This is a genomic window from Bradyrhizobium sp. CCGE-LA001 (genome assembly GCF_000296215.2).
GTDB lineage: Bacteria > Pseudomonadota > Alphaproteobacteria > Rhizobiales > Xanthobacteraceae > Bradyrhizobium.
On sequence record NZ_CP013949.1, the window covers coordinates 4254023 to 4269372 of the forward strand.

Consider the following 15350-nt stretch of genomic DNA (forward strand, 5'->3'; position numbering starts at 1 on the left):
CGAACGCCCTGCAAAGGGTTGTAATTGTGGGCAATTGGGACTAGCTCAGGCCCGTCAATCAGGCAGTTCAGATATGGATCAGACGGCTGCGCCCAAGGTCAGCTTCGTGTCGCTCGGGTGTCCCAAGGCATTGGTGGATTCCGAGCGCATCATCACGCGCCTGCGCGCGGAGGGCTACGAGCTCGCCCGCAAGCATGACGGGGCCGACATCGTCATCGTCAACACCTGCGGCTTCCTCGACAGCGCCAAGCAGGAATCGCTCTCGGCCATCGGCGAGGCCATGGCCGAGAACGGCAAGGTGATCGTGACGGGCTGCATGGGCGCGGAACCGGAAGCGATCGAGCAGGCCTATCCGGGCGTGCTCTCCATCACCGGCCCGCAGCAATATGAGAGCGTGCTGGACGCCGTGCACCGCGCGCTGCCGCCAGCGCACAATCCGCATCTCGATTTGGTGCCGCCGCAGGGCATCAAGCTGACGCCGCGGCACTACGCCTATTTGAAGATCTCCGAGGGCTGCAACAACCGCTGCACCTTCTGCATCATCCCGAAGCTGCGCGGTGACCTCGTCTCGCGTCCGGCCAACGACGTGCTGCGCGAGGCCGAGCGCCTCGTCGGCGCCGGCGTGAAAGAGCTGCTGGTGATCTCGCAGGACACCTCGGCTTACGGCGTCGATCTCAAATATGCCGAGAGCCCCTGGAAGGACCGCCAGGTCCGCGCCAAATTCCTCGATCTCGCGCGCGAGCTCGGTGAGCTCGGGGCCTGGGTCCGGCTGCAATATGTCTACCCCTACCCGCATGTCGACGAGGTCATCGCGCTGATGAACGAGGGCAAGGTGCTGCCCTATCTCGACATCCCGTTCCAGCATGCGAGTCCCGACGTCTTGAAGGCGATGAAGCGCCCGGCGGCGCAGGACAAGACGCTGGCGCGGATCAAGCGCTGGCGCGAGGAATGCCCTGATCTCGCTTTGCGCTCGACTTTCATCGTCGGCTTCCCCGGCGAGACCGATGCCGATTTCGCCTATCTGCTCGACTGGCTGGATGAGGCCGAGATCGATCGTCTCGGCTGCTTCAAATACGAGCCGGTCGCCGGCGCCACCTCGAACACGATCGAGAACCCTGTACCGGAAGAGGTCAAGCAGGAGCGCTACAATGCGCTGATGGCCCGCCAGCAGAAGATCTCGGCGCGACGGCTGAAGCGCAAGGTCGGCACGCGCCAGCAGATCATCATCGACGAGGTCGGCCCGACGGTGGCGAAGGGTCGCTCAAAGGCCGATGCTCCGGAGATCGACGGCGCGGCGTACCTGACGAGCCGCCGGCCTCTGCGCGTCGGTGAGATCGTCACCGCCAAGATCGAGCGCGCCGACGCATACGATCTGCACGGCAGCGTCGCGGGGTTTTGACGTCCTTCCGTCGTTGCGAGGAGCCCTTGCGACGAAGCAATCCAGAATCCCTCCGCGAAAGCAGTCTGGATTGCTTCCGCCTTCGCCAAGGCTTCGGCGGACAAGTCGCTACGCTCGCAATGACGGAGTGAAAGCAATCACGCCAGCCATTTTGGCACCCAGCGCTCTGGCCTGGGCGCCCGTGCAAGATCGGCCTTTGCTTCGGATAGCAGCGCCGGCGCACCGTCAATGGTCGGGCGCAGATCGTACGCGAAGCTCGGCATGATTCGGCCGTCGGCATGCAGCCCGAAATTCATCGCGTACCACAGGCCCAGCTCGGGCTGCGCACGGCGCATCTCCTCGCGCAGATCACGCAGCAGGGACTCGATCGAAGCGGCCTCTTCGAACGGCTGCGGCCCTTGCGAGAGCACGCACGCCTGGTATTGCGCACCGACGATCGCGATCTCGAAGCGCGTCTGGTCCCAGGGTTTCTTGCCCTTGGGAAGATGGGCCGCCAGCCGCCAGCCGAGCTCGGCCATTAGTCGATGATTGGCCCAATAGTCCTCGCGATCGCGGCTCCACTTCTCCACAAAGCCGCGAAAGTCGGGCAGCTCAGAGGACGTATCGTCGGGCGCGTCGCCGGCGGGCTGGCCGGCGAGCCATTGTGCGAGCTCGACCGTCTGGCACTCGACCTCCTCGTGCGGTTTCAGGTCGCTCCAGGCGTTGTCGAATTGCTGCGACGTCAGCTTTGCCAGCATCGCATCGAGGCTCGGCGCCAACAGCTCGTAGTCGCCCTCGGAGCCCAGCCCCACGATCGGCGGATTATCCCGGTCGAGACCCGCGCCATACCAGCCGCCCACGGCTGATCCATCAGGCAGCCGCATGAACAACGAAAAGCGGTCGCGCAACGGACTGCCGTCGACGATCGGCGCGGAGTCGGAAAACTGGCCTTGCAGCGAAAAGCAGCCGACGCTGCCCCAGGGACGTCCCTCGAGCCAGCCGGCAAAGTCGACCAATAGTCGCGGCGCCTCGATGCCCGGCGGAAATGCGCCACAAATGCTGTCGAGGTCGATCGGGTACGTCGTATCGGGCAAGGCTGAAAACTGTCTGTTGGTCCCGTCCCTCTTGGTCTGCATTACGGTGCGCCAGGTTCGAACCAATTCGCGTCCTGCGATCACAAACGCGCCAGAGGCGCGATGGTTTCGGACCGGACGATCGATGAATCGACGAATGACATCGGCCTTTCGCGGCACACGCGGACGCGCGTTTTGCAAACTGCCCGCTTGACAAGTCCCGACATTCGGCTGTAGGGACGCGCCCCATGATCAACGCTCGGACCCATCAGCGCACCGAAATGCTCCGCCGTCGCTCCCGCGACGACGAGAGGGTGCGCCATGTCCGACGACGCCGCTGAACCACTGATTTCAGCCTAAGTCTTCGAGAAGGCCGCACCCGCAAGGTGCGGCCTTTCTGCTTTTGCGCCGCTTTTCCACCCGCCTCCAGAGGAGCTCGACATGACGACCGCCACCCATCCGTATGACGCGCTGATGGACATCACCGCACGGCCCAAGGCCGTCTTCGTCCGCGGCGCCGGCTCCTACCTCTGGGATGACGGCCGCAAGCGTTATCTCGATTTCGTGCAGGGCTGGGCCGTGAATTGTCTCGGGCACTCGCCGCCGGCGATTGCTGAGGCGCTCACCGCGCAGGCCAAGCGGCTGCTGACGCCGAGCCCGGCCTTCTACAACGAGCCGAGCCTGAAGCTCGCGCAGTCGCTGGTCGACAGCAGCGTCTTCGATCAGGTGTTCTTCGCCAATTCCGGTGCAGAAGCCAACGAAGGCGCGATCAAGCTCGCGCGCAAATATGGCAGCCTGCACAAGGGCGGTGCATTCGAAATCATCAGCTTCGAAGGCGGCTTCCACGGACGGACGCTGGCGACGATGTCGGCCTCGGGCAAGAAGGCATTCGAGCCCTTGTTCGAACCGAAGGTCGCCGGATTCAAGAAAGCGAAGCTCAACGACATCGCCTCGGTCGAGAAGCTGATCAACGACAACACCGTTGCGGTGATGCTCGAGCCGATCCAGGGTGAATCGGGCGTATGGCCGGCGAGCGACCAGTTCCTCCAGGAGCTGCGGGCGCTTACCGAGGCGCACGGCCTGCTGCTGATCTTCGACGAGATCCAGACCGGCATGGGCCGGACCGGAAAGCTCTTCCACTACGAGCACACCGGGATTGCGCCCGACATCATGACGCTCGGCAAGGGCATCGGCGGTGGCGTGCCGCTCGCAGCGCTGCTTGCGACCGAACGCGCCTCCTGCTTCGCCCACGGCGATCAGGGCGGCACGTTCAACGGCAATCCGATCATGTGCGCGGCGGGGCTTGCGGTGCTCGACGAGGTCAAGAAGCCGGAGTTCTTGAAGTCAGTCACCGAGGCCGGCCTGCTGCTCGAAAGCGAGCTGCAGAAGGTCTCGGCCCGGCACGGGCTCGGCGGGGTGCGAGGCCGCGGCCTGCTGCTCGCGCTCGATCTCAAGCTGCCAATCGCGGCCGGCATCGTTGCGCAGGCGTTCGAAGAAGGCGTGCTGCTGAACGCGCCGCAGGTCGATACGCTGCGCTTCATGCCCGCGCTGAACGTCACGCGAGGCGAGATCGCCGAGATGATCGATTGTCTCGACGGAGTTTTGAGCAAGGCCGGCGCGGCACGAAGGGTGGCGTAAGGCCTGTGCCCCGGACGCAGCGCAGCGCCTCTTCGGCGGTGCGCTGCAGAGCCGGGGCCCATCTCTCCGCAGGGTCCCTGTCGCTTTCTAGGTCCCGGCTCTGCGCCGCAACGCTTACGCGTTGCAGCTTGTCCGGGACACGAGTGCGGATGATGACTGCAGACCTACGGCTTCAAGATCGACGCGCCCGTGGTCTTGCGGCTTTCGAGATCGATATGCGCCTTGGCGGCATCCTTGAGCGCATAGGCGTGGTTGATCGGCACGTGCAGCTTGCCGTTGATGACGGCGGCGAACAGCGTGTCAGCGCCCTCCAGCAGGTCCTTGCGCGTGCCGACATAGTCGTTGAGCTTCGGCCGCGTCGCAAACAGCGAGCCGTGATTGTTGAGCTCGGCGATCGCGAACGGCGGCACCGGGCCCGACGCATTGCCAAACGAGACGAACATGCCGCGTGGCTTCAGGCAGGATAGCGAGCCCGGGAACGTCGCCTTGCCGACGCCGTCATAGACGACGTCGCAGCCCTCGTTGCGGCTGATCTGCTTGACGCGCGCGACGAAGTCTTCCTCGTTGTAGAGGATGACGTGGTCGCAGCCATTGGCTTCCGCAAGCTCGGCCTTCTCGCGCGAGCCGACCGTGCCGATGACGTGGGCCCCGAGCGCCCTCGCCCATTGGCAGGCGAGCAAGCCGATGCCGCCGGCGGCGGCGTGGATCAGCACGCGATGATGCGGCTCGACCTTGAAGGTCTTGTGCAGGAGGTACCAGACGGTCAGCCCCTTCAGCATCAGCACGGCGCCCTGTTCGTGGGTGATGTGGTCGGGCAGCTTGACCAGCTTTTCCCAGGGGATGTTGCGCTCGCCGGTATAGGCGCCGAGATTGTGATAGTAGGCGACGCGGTCGCCGGGATGGAAATGCGTCACGCCGGGCCCGACGGCTGTGACCTCGCCCGAGGCTTCGTTGCCGGCAATGAAGGGCAGACCCGGCGCCTTGTAGAGGCCGGTGCGGTAATAGACGTCGATGAAGTTCAGGCCGACCGCGTGCTGGCGGATGCGCACCTCGCCGGGCCCGGGCGCCGGCACGTCGACGCTCTCATAGACCAGGGCTTCTGGGCCTCCGACCTTGTGCACACGGACGGCTTTGGTCATCACCTGACCTCCTCTGATCTTCCTGACGGCCAACGAAAGACATCGCGCCCGCCTTGTCAACTCGACCAGGCTGGATCGTTCAGTCCGGCGGCTTGCCGACTTTGCTACGATTGCGTCTGGCGAGCACGTTGAAGAACTCGACTGCCGCCGAGAACGCAATCGCGAAGTAGATATAGCCGCGCGGGATGTGGGACTGGAATCCGTCCGCAACCAGCGCGACGCCGATCAGCACGAGGAAGGCCAATGCCAGCATCTTGGTGGTCGGATGCTCCGCGACGAAGCGCGATACCGGGCCCGCCGAAACGTACATGACCGCGCAGGCAATCACGACCGCAGCGACCATGATCCGGATGTCCTCCGCCATGCCGATCGCGGTGATGATCGAATCCAGAGAAAACACGAGATCCACGACGATGATCTGGGCGATCACCCAGGCGAAGGCGCTGCCCGTCGATTGCTTCTCGCTCCCGCCGTGATCGGATTCGACCTCGCCGTGAATTTCATGCGTGGCCTTCGCGATCAAGAACAGGCCGCCGCCGATCAGGATGAGATCGCGCCAGGAAAAGGCGTAGCCGTTCATCGAGAACACCGGCGCGGTGAGGCCGATCAGCCAGACCAGGAGACTGAGCAGGATGAGGCGAAAGATGAGCGCCAGGCCAAGCCCGATCTGCCGGGCGCGGTGCGCCTGCTTCTCGGGAAGGCGGGAGACCAGCACCGAGATGAAGATGACGTTGTCGATGCCGAGCACGATCTCGAGCGCCGTCAATGTCAAGAGCGCGGCCCAGGCTTCGGGGCTGGTGATGAGCTGCATCATGCGAAGGATCGCACCAATCGTATCAGAGCGTCGCTGAAGGTGATCCAGAGCGCGATGGCGCAGAGCACCACGGTCACGCCCGTGCCGACGCGAAAATCCATCGCCAGCACGTAGAGGCCGAGCACCGCCCAGATCGCCATCAGCGACAACGTCAGCCAGCGCAGCCGCACGACCCGGACCGGATGCAGCACGTGGAACGGCACGAAGGTCAGCACGACGAGCGCGGCGACCAGCAGCGTCGACCACAGCGGCGGCCAGTGCAGCAGGAACAAATAGAACGCCGCCGCATTCCACAGCGCCGGGAAACCGCGGAAATGATTGTCGTCGGCCTTCATGCGCAGATCGGCGAAATATAATGCGCTGGTGACGATGATGGCGATGCCGAGCAAGGGCGCCGCGACCGGCAGCAGCAACCCGCTGGCCACGATCGCATAGGCCGGCACAAAGACGTAGGTGACGAAGTCAACCACGAGATCGAGCACGTCGCCCGACCAGTTCGGCTGCACGTTCTTGACGTCGAGCCGCCGCGCGATCGGCCCGTCGATCGCGTCGATGACGAGGGCGATGCCCAGCCACTGAAACATCGCCGCCCAGTGCTCGCGCACGGCCTCCAGCATCGCAAGCAGCGCGAGCGCCGCGCCGAACGCGGTGAAGACGTGCACCGAGAGCGCCGCGGCACGGACCGCGGGGGTTGGCTTGAGGGAATCCTCTTGGGTATCCATGGCCTCTGCTATCAGAATGAGGCCGCTTTGCACATAAGCCATTGCGGCGCGCCGTCCTACAATTCGTGATAAAATCAGGCAAAATAGGTGGGCTTGAATTTGTCGCCGGCCGTGTCAAATGTCGTTCCATGACAGACGCATCGACACTCCATGACGCCGCCGTGATCGGCGGCGGACCGGCGGGCCTCGCAGCGGCGATCGCATTGGCACAGGCGGGTGCACGGACCGTGCTGGTGGCGCGACGCGTGCCCTATGCCGACAACCGCACCACCGCGCTGCTCGGGGCCTCCATTGATCTGCTGCAGAGCCTCGATGTTTGGCCGCGCTGCAAGGACAAGGCGGCGGCGCTGGAGGTCATGCGGCTCGTCGACGACACCGGCCGGCTGTTCCGCGCGCCCGAGGTCCGGTTCTCCTGCCACGAAATCGGTCTCGACGCGTTCGGTTATAACATCGACAACCGTTCGCTGATGCTAGCGCTCGAAGCGCGCGCGGCTGAGTTTGCCAACCTGGTCCGCTTCGACGACGAAGCCGAAAGCGTCGTGATCAAAGCCGGCGACGTCGCCATCCGCACGGCCTCGGCGCAATTTCTTTCCGCCCGGCTCGTGGTCGGCGCCGACGGCCGGCATTCATTGTGCCGCGACGCCGCCGGCATCGCCGTGACGCGGCGCGAGCTGACGCAGACCGCGCTCACCTTCAACGTCGCCCACGCGCGGCCGCATCGCAACGTCTCGACCGAGTTCCACACGCCGCAGGGTCCCTGCGTGTTCGTGCCCCTCCCCGGCGACCGTTCCAGCATCGTCTGGGTCGCGGCGCCCGCAGAGGCCGAACGGCTGCGCGGCCTCAGCGACGAAGAGCTGTCGGCCGCGATCGAGAAGCAGTCGCATTCGATCCTCGGCCGCATGACGGTCGAGCCCGGGCGCCACCTTTTCCCGCTGGCAATCGAGCGTCCAAACTCCTTCGGCCGCGACCGCGTCGCACTGGTCGGCGAAGCCGCCCATGTGGTTCCGCCGATCGGCGCGCAAGGCCTCAATCTTGGCCTGCGCGATGCCGCCGACATCGCTCGGTTCGCAGGTGAAGCGATCGCTGCAGGCCAGGATCCCGGGGCATCCGACGTGCTCAAGCGCTACGACCGGACGCGGCGTCCGGACATTCTGAGCCGGACCTTTGCGATCGACATGGCCAACCGCTCCCTGCTCAATGACTTCCTGCCGCTCCAGCCGGTCCGCGCCGTCGGCATGCACCTGCTCGGCGCCATCGGCCCGCTCCGGCGCTTCGCCATGCGCGAGGGCCTGACGCCGACTTGGCGCAGGTAAGTCCAACTCACGGAAACACCAGCCGCCCGCTCTGGATCGCCCACATCACGCTGGTCAGCGTGACCACCGAGGCGAAGGTACCGAGCAGAACCGCGACGGAGGCGGATTCGATCCAGGCCTCGTTCTGCCGGGCGATCACGAACACGTTTAGTGCCGGCGGCAATGAGGCCATCAGAACTGCCGTCGCGGCCCATGGCTGCGCGAACGGGCCGAATGCCAGCATCAGACCGAACGCCGCGAGCGGATGGATCAACAGCTTGACCGCGATCACGCCCGGCACTTCCCACGGCACGCGCTCGAACGGGCGCAGCGCCACGGTCACGCCGAGCACGAACAGCGCGGTCGGCGCGGCGGCGTTCTGCAGGAAGGTGATGGTGCGGTCGAGCGCGACCGGCATCTCGATATGCAGCGCCGCGACCGCCGCGCCGAAGCAGGCAGCCATGATCAGCGGATTGAGCACGATCTGTTTCAGTACGACACCGAAGGCGTGCACGAGCGAGGGATGGTCGCGATCGGAGAGTTCGATCAAGAGCGGCACGATCGTGAACAGGAAGATGCTGTCGCAGCAGAAGATCAGCGCGGTCGGCGCCGCCGCTTTCGGCCCGAGCACCGCGAGCGCGAGACCCGGCCCCATATAGCCGATATTGCCGTAGCCGCCGGAAAGGCCTGCGAGCGTCGCCTCGCGCAGGGTCAACCGTCCGAGCAGCTTGCCGACTACCAGCGCCAGCGTGAACGCGACAATCGTGGACAGCGTCGTCGCAATCAGGAACGGCGGGTTGTTCAATTCCGAAAACGGCGTCTTCGACATGATCGCGAACAGCAGCGCCGGCAGCGACACGTAGAGCAGGAAGAAGTTCATCCAGGCGAGGCCCGATTCCGGCAGGGCCTTGACCTTGCCGCAGGCAAAACCGACGAAGATCAAGCCGAAATAAGGTAGAGCCAGATTGAGGATGTCGACCATTGTTGAAGTGTTTTCTGAGAAATTGGGGGCTATCCGCCCCGGACACGAAGGTTAATTCCCGCTAAGGGCACTAGCATCGGCCACAATCCTGGTCTATCGACGGGGAATGATCAAAGCGCGGACCGCCAAATTTCAGATCGGACAGGTCGTGCGCCACCGGATCTTTTCGTTCCGGGGCGTGATTTTCGACATCGATCCGGAATTCAACAACACCGAGGAGTGGTGGCTGTCGATTCCCGAGGAGGTGCGGCCCCACAAGGACCAGCCGTTCTACCACCTGCTCGCGGAGAACGCTGAGTCCGAATACGTCGCCTATGTCTCCGAGCAGAACCTGTTGCCCGACGATTCCGGCGAGCCGGTCCGGCATTCCCAGGTTGCCGAGATCTTCATCAAGGACAAGGCCGGCGGCTATCGCCCGCGCAATCCGTCGCTGAACTGATCGTCGCCGATCATCGGCCAGCAAAAAAGGCGCTCGAACAGAGCGCCTTTTTCTTGTTCGGGACTTTGGCCCCGATCACTTCTGAGCGGTCGGAGGTGCGCCAGGCGCGCCACCCTGCTGCTCGAGCTTCTTGCGCTGCTCGTCGGCCTTCTTCTGAAGCTCTTCCTGGAGCTTCTTCTGGGTTTCCTCGAACACCTTCGGATCGGTCGGCGGACCGTCATAGGCCTTCTGGAATTCACCGGCGAGCGGCAGCGGCAGGGTCAGCGGCGCGCCGTTGGCATTGATCGCCTGGACAACGAGATTCTGACCCTTCTTCATGTTGTTGATGAGCTCGGGCGTGGCCTCGTAGTCCGACATACAGCCGTTCTGGAAGCAGATCACATAAGGCTGCTGCAGCGGCGCATTGCTGTCCACGATGATGCGGGTGCCGTGCACGAGCTGCATGCCGAGCGGCAGCGTCACGCGCAGAATCTTCTTGGGCTCGCCTTCGGGCTCGATGATCACGGCGGCGATGACCGGCTGGCCCGATTCGATGCGGCCGTCCTTGCCGGTGAAGCAGACCTGCTTGGCGTTGGCGTCCTGACCCTTCAGGCAGAACTTGGTCCAGGGGGCGTAGATCAGCTGGATCTGCTGATCGGCCGGCTGGGCTGCGCCCTGCTGCTGGCCGCCCTGGGCCGGAGCCGGCTGGGCCTGCGGAGACGCGGCGGGCGCCGGAGCCTTGGGAGCGGCCTTCGGCGGCGCAGCTTTCGGGGCCGGAGTCGCCTTGGGCGCAGGCGCGCCGGGAGCCGGTGCGGGAGCTTGGGCTTCAGCGGCAAACGGGACGACCAACGCCGTCGCCGTCAACAGGGCGAGAAGTCGCCCGCGCGGCCGGACGGACGCGGCCAAATAACGGAAATTCATTGCGGAAAACCCTTTCTGAACGGGAAGTGCCCGAACCGCTCCGAAGCGCCGAACCGAGCCGCCTGGGCGCGGCTCTCTCCCCGTCAATTGAGGCGGATAAGTGACGGGCTCGGCGCTCTTGCGCGATTGGGTGCCTTCTTAGCGTGGCCGACGAAAAGATCAATGCCGACAGGCGCCTTTGGCCACATCCTGCGCTGCGCCCAGGGAAATTCCCTGTGATAGGATTTAGGCCCCGCCGGTCCTCGAATCAGCGTGTGCCGATGTTCATGTTCCAGCGCCTCGTCGAGGGCCCCGGATTACGCCTTTGTCGTCTCGTCCCGACCCTCGTTCTGGCTCTCGTCGTCGGGCTTTCGGCAGACGGCGCGCGGGCCGCGCAAGCCCACGCCATTGCCATGCACGGCAAGCCGGCGATGCCGGCCGATTTCACCCACATGCCCTACGCCAATCCGCAAGCCCCGAAGGGCGGCCGCATGACCTGGGGCATTCTCGGCACCTTCGACAGCCTCAACCCCTTCATCGTCAGGGGATTGGCGGTGCAGCAGATGCGGAGCTACGTGTTCGAGAGCCTGCTCGCGCGCGGCCAGGACGAGCCGTTCACGCTCTACGGCCTGCTCGCCAGGACCGTCGAAACCGACGACGACCGCACCTTCGTCACCTTCCGCCTCGATCCCCGCGCCCGCTTCTCCGATGGCAAGCCTGTGCTGGCCCAGGACGTGCTGTTCTCCTGGCAGCTCCTGCGCGACCACGGCCGCCCCAATCACCGCCAATACTACGCCAAGATCGCAAAGGCCGAGGCAACCGATCCCCTCACCGTCCGCTTCGACCTCACCGGCGCCAATGACCGCGAGCTGCCGCTGATCCTCGGCCTGATGCCGATTCTGCCGAAGCACGCGATCGACATCGCGACATTCGAGGAGACGACGTTGGCGGCCCCGGTCGGCTCGGGCCCCTATCGTGTCACGGCCGTGAAGGCTGGCGCCAGCGTGACGCTCATGCGCAATCCGGACTATTGGGGCCTCGATCTGCCGATCAATCGCGGGCTCTACAATTTCGACGAGATCAGGCTCGATTATTTTCGCGAGGCCAATGGTCAGTTCGAAGCGTTCAAGCGCGGCCTCTATGATTTCCGTGTCGAGTATGAGCCGCTACGCTGGCACGACGGCTATGATTTTCCAGCCGCGCGAAGCGGCGAGGTGATCCGCGACACCGTCAAGCCCGGCGTGCCGCAGCCGTCCGAATTCCTGGTGTTCAACACCCGCCGTCCGATCTTCGCCGACATCCGCGTGCGCAAGGCGCTGACGCTGTTGTTCGATTTCGAGCTGGTCAACCGCAACTATTTCTTCGGTCTCTATTCGCGCGTCGCCGGCTATTTCGCCGGCTCGGAGCTGTCGGCCTATGGCCGCCCTGCGGATGCGCGCGAGCGCGAGCTGCTGAAGCCCTTCGCCGCGCAAATGCCGCCCGACATCATGGACGGCAGCTACCGCCTGCCGGTCACCGACGGCTCGGGGCGTGACCGCACCACGCTGCGCGCCGCGCTGAAACTGTTGTCGGAGGCTGGCTACGATCTCGATGGAACCGTGCTGCGCAATCGCGCGACCAAGGCGCCCTTCACCTTCGAGATCATGGTCACGACGCGCGACCAGGAGCGCATCGCGCTCGCCTTCCAGCGCGACCTCAAGCGCGCCGGCATCGAGCTGGCCGTGCGCTCGGTCGATCCCGTGCAGTTCGACCAACGCCGGCTCGCCTACGAGTTCGACATGATCCAGAACCGCTGGGACCAGTCGCTGTCGCCCGGCAACGAGCAGTCTTTCTATTGGGGCAGCGCCGCCGCCGACAATCCGGGCACCCGCAACTACATGGGCGCCAGGGATGGCGCGGTCGATGCCATGATCGCCGCGCTCTTGGAGGCCCGTGAACATACGGATTTCGTCTCGGCGGTGCGGGCGCTCGACCGCGCCTTGATCGCCGGCTTCTACACAATCCCCCTGTTTAACGTATCCGAGCAATGGATCGCGCGCTGGAATCGGATAGAACGGCCCAAGGCCACTTCGTTGTCCGGCTATTTGCCGGAGACCTGGTGGTCGAAGGAGCCGCCGCAAGCTCATCAAGCAAAGTGACGCCGTGAACCAGCCAGCCGTATCGCCGACGCTCGACACGCTGTTTCAGCGCACGCTGACCCGGCAGCCGCACGCGCCGGCTCTGCTCGATCCGCTCAACAAGGCGCGCGTGACCGGGCACCAGCCACGGCGCATGACTTATGCCGAGGCGGATACGGCCATCGAGGCGCTGTCGGCGCATTTCGTCGAATCGGGCCTGCCGGCCAATTCTGTCATCGCGATCCAGCTGCCCAATACGGTCGAGTTCGTGCTGACCGTGCTCGCCGCCCATCGCGCCGGCCTCGTCGTCGCCGTGCTGCCGCTGCTGTGGCGGCATGCGGAACTGACCGCCGCGCTCAACCGCACCGCCGCGCGCGCCATCGTCACCACGAGCACGGTCGACGGCGTCAGCTATGCCGATCTTGCCATGCATGCGGCCGCCGAGGCCTTCTCGATCCGTCACGTCTGCGGCTTCGGCAGAGATCTGCCGGAGGGCATGGCATCGCTCGACGACGTGCTGGCGTGCCCGCCCGGGGCCACGCGCGCCGTGATCCAGGACGGCCGCAAGGCGGCGATGATCTCCTTCGACGTCACGGCCGAAGGTTTTCGTCCGGTGCCGCGGCCGCATTTCAGCCTGATCGCGGGTGGCCTGGCGATGTCGCTGGAAGCCGACGTCAAGCAGGGCGCGACCGTGATGGCCGCGTTCGCGCCGATGTCGTTCGCGGGGCTGGCCTCCTCGCTCGCGGTGTGGCTGCTCTCGGGCGGCACGCTGGCGCTGCATCATCCGTTCGAGAGCGAGGTGCTGGAGCAGCAGATCACCGAGCACGAATGCGACGTGCTGATCGCACCCGCGCAGCTCGCACTGCGGCTCGGCGATGCCGACCTCGCCGCCCGGATGCCGACCTTGCGCAACGTCATCGGGCTGTGGCGTGCGCCCGAGCAGGTCGCCGCAAGCGATGCCTGGATCGCCCCGCACGCGCCGCTGACCGACGTCTATCTGTTCGGTGAGGCTGGCCTGTTCGGCGCCCGCCGCGGCGAGGACGGCATGCCGGTTGCGGTGATGCCGGGGCCGCACGGCGCGCCGCGCGAGCAGTCCGGGTCCTCGATCGCCGGCGAGATCCTGCTGACGCCGAAGGGCACGCTTGGCCTGCGCGGGCCGATGGCGCCGATCGCGGCCTACGCGCCGCCGCAGCCGATCGGCGAGGCCCTGATCGCGCAGCCGCCGCGCGACTGTGTCGACACCGGCTATGCCGCCCGGATCGATCGTCCGAGCGGGGCGATCTGCATCACTGCGCCGCCTTCCGGCATCATGGCCGTCGGCGGCTATCGCTTCCTGTCCAACGATCTCCAGGAATGGGCTCGCCGGCTCGGCCAGGGTGCGCTGCTCACCGCCCTGCCCGACCGCCTCTCCGGCCACCGGCTGGCGGGACGGGCCCAGGACAATGCCCGCGCCCGCGAAGCGCTGAGCGAGCTTGGGCTTAACCCCCTGATGGTCGAGGCCTTTCGCGACCGCTCCGGCCCTGCCTGACCGCAGTTTCGAGGGATACGTTGACGCCGCATTAAGGCGGTCGATCTAGATTGCGCGGAACCTGTTGCGTGATCAGAGCTTCTTAATGTCCCAGGCGGGTCCGATCCTGTTTGTGTCCAATACCGAGCGCCCCGCCTTCATCGCGGCGCTGGACGAGGCCCGGCTCTTTCCCGTGGTCGACACCGACTGGGCCAGCGCCGCGCGCGCCGTCGAGCAAGTGCAGCCGGCAGCCGTTCTCGCCGCGATGTCCGGCGGGCACGAGCCGCACATCGCCGTCTTCGCCAAGAAGATCGCCGGCCAGTCGCCCTATCTTCCCTTCGTCGCGATGGATGCTGCGGTGCCGCTGCCTCCCAACGCCCTGCCCTTCGCCACACGCGGCGGCACGCCCGATCGCCTGGTCGCGCGGCTGCGCGCCGCGCTGCGCGTGCGCACCCTTCATGCCACTGTGCTGCGCCGGCTGCCTGAAGTGACTGTCACGCTGCCGCAGGCCGATCCCGCGCGCGATGCCACCGTGCTGCTGATCGGCCGCGGCGCGGCCTATCCTGCGCTCTCGGTGGCGCTCGGCGAACGCGTCGGCGTCATCGGCGCACTCTCGATCGAGGCCGCCGCAAAGCATCTCAACACCCGCGACCTCGACGGCGTCGTGCTCGCCGAAGGTTTCACGGCGCGCGTTACCGACGCTTTCCTGACCGTGCTCGCCGAGGACACCCGCTTCCGCAACCTGCCCGTCGTCGTCACCGCGCACCAGCTCGCGCAGAGCTACGATCTGCCCAATCTCGAACTGATCGCGGGCGAGCCGGCAAAGATCGCCGCCAATGCCCTGCCGCTGATCCGCCAGCATGCGATGGAAGCGCAGCTGAGCCGCACGCTGCGCTCAATCGATGCCGGCGGCTGGCTCGACCCGCGCAGCGGCCTGCTCACGGTGGAAGCCTTCGCCCGCGATTTCGCCAAGGCGGTCGAGCAGACGCTCGCCCGCGGCGGCGGCCTCTCCGTCGCCCGCTTCGCCTTCGATCCCAACAATCCCCGCGCCCAGCTCGATGCCGCGCGCATCCTCAGCCGCCTGATGCGTCAAATGGATTTCGGCACGGCGCAGAAGGATGGCTCGGTGATCGTGGTGTTCGCGGAGACCGACTTCCGCACGGCCCACATGATCGCCCGCCGCCTCTCCGCTGTGATGCGGCACACCTCGAACGGCAAGCACGAGATGCGCAGCGATCCCGTCGTCAGCGTGGACTCGCTGTCGCCGTCGGATACGGCGAGGTCGCTGCTTGCGCGCCTGTCGGCGGACGCCTCGAGGGCGGCGTCGTAGTTTTCTTGCACACGGCTGCAACAAACACCGTCATTGCGAG

Annotated in this window: 13 protein-coding genes; 7 read left to right on the forward strand and 6 right to left on the reverse strand. The window is 65.7% G+C overall.

Annotated elements, in window-relative coordinates:
• Nucleotides 1-73 precede the first annotated feature (73 nt).
• Entirely contained in the window at nt 74-1399 is a 1326-nt protein-coding gene (gene rimO, locus BCCGELA001_RS19665; RefSeq protein WP_060736095.1) for a 30S ribosomal protein S12 methylthiotransferase RimO, read from the forward strand.
• Nucleotides 1400-1536: 137 nt separating this feature from the next.
• Here rimO and BCCGELA001_RS19670 read toward each other — a convergent pair whose 3' ends face one another.
• A complete protein-coding gene (locus tag BCCGELA001_RS19670; protein ID WP_060737736.1) occupies nt 1537-2472 on the reverse strand; it encodes a hypothetical protein in 936 nt (311 codons plus the stop codon).
• A 420-nt stretch (nt 2473-2892) separates the two neighbouring features.
• On the opposite strand from BCCGELA001_RS19670, the gene BCCGELA001_RS19675 reads away from it, so the two are divergent.
• Nucleotides 2893-4089: an acetylornithine transaminase gene (locus BCCGELA001_RS19675; protein WP_060736096.1), complete on the forward strand. Its 1197-nt coding sequence runs from the start codon at nt 2893-2895 to the stop codon at nt 4087-4089.
• A gap of 164 nt (nt 4090-4253) precedes the next feature.
• Here the strand turns inward: BCCGELA001_RS19675 and BCCGELA001_RS19680 are convergent, their stop codons facing one another.
• From BCCGELA001_RS19680 to pcsA, 3 genes are all read right to left on the reverse strand, one after another.
• Complete coding sequence (locus BCCGELA001_RS19680) at nt 4254-5228, reverse strand: quinone oxidoreductase family protein (RefSeq protein ID WP_060736097.1); 975 nt, start codon at nt 5226-5228, stop codon at nt 4254-4256.
• Nucleotides 5229-5307: 79 nt separating this feature from the next.
• Nucleotides 5308-6042, reverse strand: a complete 735-nt coding sequence (locus BCCGELA001_RS19685; protein WP_060736098.1) for a TerC family protein — start codon at nt 6040-6042, stop codon at nt 5308-5310.
• Nucleotides 6039-6806, reverse strand: a complete 768-nt coding sequence (gene pcsA / locus BCCGELA001_RS19690; RefSeq protein ID WP_008564933.1) for a phosphatidylcholine synthase — start codon at nt 6804-6806, stop codon at nt 6039-6041. The genes BCCGELA001_RS19685 and pcsA overlap by 4 nt, the downstream gene beginning before the upstream one ends.
• An 86-nt stretch (nt 6807-6892) precedes the next feature.
• On the opposite strand from pcsA, the gene BCCGELA001_RS19695 reads away from it, so the two are divergent.
• Entirely contained in the window at nt 6893-8077 is a 1185-nt protein-coding gene (locus BCCGELA001_RS19695) for a UbiH/UbiF family hydroxylase (protein WP_060736099.1), read from the forward strand.
• 7 nt (nt 8078-8084) lie between these two features.
• On the opposite strand, the gene BCCGELA001_RS19700 is transcribed toward BCCGELA001_RS19695, so the two are convergent.
• Nucleotides 8085-9038, reverse strand: coding sequence for an AEC family transporter (locus BCCGELA001_RS19700; RefSeq protein WP_060736100.1), 954 nt, complete (start codon nt 9036-9038; stop codon nt 8085-8087).
• 106 nt (nt 9039-9144) lie between these two features.
• Here BCCGELA001_RS19700 and hspQ point away from each other — a divergent pair, with 106 nt between their 5' ends.
• The gene (gene hspQ / locus BCCGELA001_RS19705; RefSeq protein ID WP_008564941.1) at nt 9145-9477 is read left to right on the forward strand and encodes a heat shock protein HspQ; all 333 of its coding nucleotides are present in this window, start codon (nt 9145-9147) and stop codon (nt 9475-9477) included.
• A 75-nt stretch (nt 9478-9552) separates the two neighbouring features.
• Here the strand turns inward: hspQ and BCCGELA001_RS19710 are convergent, their stop codons facing one another.
• Nucleotides 9553-10377 (reverse strand): invasion associated locus B family protein, encoded by an 825-nt coding sequence (locus BCCGELA001_RS19710; protein WP_060736101.1) that lies wholly within the window; start codon nt 10375-10377, stop codon nt 9553-9555.
• Between the two features lie 260 nt (nt 10378-10637).
• Between BCCGELA001_RS19710 and BCCGELA001_RS19715 the strand changes: the two genes are divergently transcribed.
• The 3 genes from BCCGELA001_RS19715 to BCCGELA001_RS19725 all read left to right on the forward strand — a co-directional run bounded on the left by BCCGELA001_RS19715 (nt 10638) and on the right by BCCGELA001_RS19725 (nt 15310).
• Nucleotides 10638-12494 carry an extracellular solute-binding protein gene (locus tag BCCGELA001_RS19715; RefSeq protein ID WP_060736102.1) on the forward strand — a complete coding sequence of 619 codons (1857 nt, stop codon included), beginning with the start codon at nt 10638-10640 and terminating at the stop codon, nt 12492-12494.
• Between the two features lie 4 nt (nt 12495-12498).
• Nucleotides 12499-14001 (forward strand): class I adenylate-forming enzyme family protein, encoded by a 1503-nt coding sequence (locus BCCGELA001_RS19720; protein WP_060736103.1) that lies wholly within the window; start codon nt 12499-12501, stop codon nt 13999-14001.
• 85 nt (nt 14002-14086) lie between these two features.
• Nucleotides 14087-15310 (forward strand): hypothetical protein, encoded by a 1224-nt coding sequence (locus BCCGELA001_RS19725; RefSeq protein ID WP_060736104.1) that lies wholly within the window; start codon nt 14087-14089, stop codon nt 15308-15310.
• The last annotated feature ends 40 nt before the right edge of the window (nt 15311-15350 follow it).